We start from the raw sequence: 1,205 nt of genomic DNA on the forward strand, positions 1-1,205 counted from the left end.
TCGCCTCGGCGCCCGTCACGACCGGGCGCCGCCGCGCGCGCAGCGCGACGCTCGACACGCCCGCGACGAGCAGCGCGCCGCCGAGCGCGAGGCTCGCGATCACGGGCCACGGAATCCCGTAGCCGGGCACGTCGGTGTCGATCAGCATCAGCGCGCCGATCGTGAACGCGACGATGCCGCCGAACCCCAGCACGCCGAAGGTCGGCAGGAACGCCTCCGCGACGAGGCAGCCGAGCCCGAGCAATACGAGGCCGAGGCCCGCATAGCTGACCGGCAGCAACTGCATCGCGAACAGCCCGACCAGCAGGCAGATCGTGCCGGCGACGCCCGGCAGCACGAAACCGGGGTTCGCGAATTCGAAGAAGAGGCCGTAGATGCCGATCGTCAGCAGGATCAGCGCGACGTTCGGATCGGCGATGATCGCGAGGAAGCGGCTGCGCCAGTCGGGCGCGAGCACGACGAGCGGCGCGTGCGCGGTCGCCAGATGCAGCGTGCCGGCGGTCGTCGTCACCGCGCGGCCGTCGAGCTGGCGCGCGAGATCGGCCGGGTCCTGCGCGATCAGGTCGACCACATGCTGCGCGCGCGCCTCGTTCGCCGACAGGCTCACGGCCTCGCGCACCGCGCGCTCGGCCCATTCGGCGTTGCGTCCGCGCAATTGCGCGAGGCCGCGGATGTATGCGGACGCGTCCTGCATCGCCTTGCGGATCTCGGTCGATTGCGTGTCGGTCAGCAGCATGGCGGCCGCGTCCGACACGCCAGACGCACCGGACGCACCCGATGCGCCAGTCGGTCGCGGTGCACCGGGATTCGCGCCCGGCGGTGCGCCACCGCCGATGCCGAACTGCACGGGCGACGCCGCGCCGAGGTTGGTGCCGGGCGCCATCGCCGCGACGTGGCTCGCATAGACGATGTAGGTGCCCGCGCTCGCCGCCCGCGCGCCGCCCGGCGCGACGAACGCGGCGACCGGCACCGGCGAGCCGAGGATGGCCTTGATGATCTGCCGCATCGACGTATCGAGGCCGCCGGGCGTGTCGAGCTGCAGGATCGCGAGCGGCGCGTGCTCGCGGGCCGCACGGTCGAGCGAACGCACGATGAAATCGGCGCTGGCCGGCCCGATCGCGCCGTTGACGGGAATCACGACGACCGGGTGCGCGGCGGGCGCGTCGGCCGCTGGCGGCGCGGCAACCGCGGCGCACACGACGAGC

1 protein-coding gene is annotated in these 1,205 nt (G+C 73.4%); it reads right to left on the minus strand.

What is annotated here, in order from left to right; translation table 11 throughout:
* On the minus strand, nucleotides 1-1,205 hold a 1,205-nt coding region (locus JMF86_RS17645), incomplete at both ends, for a nodulation protein NfeD (RefSeq protein WP_201317089.1).

Origin of the sequence: Burkholderia sp. E168m15, assembly GCF_016586105.1 — a bacterium.
GTDB classification, from domain to species: domain Bacteria; phylum Pseudomonadota; class Gammaproteobacteria; order Burkholderiales; family Burkholderiaceae; genus Burkholderia; species Burkholderia orbicola.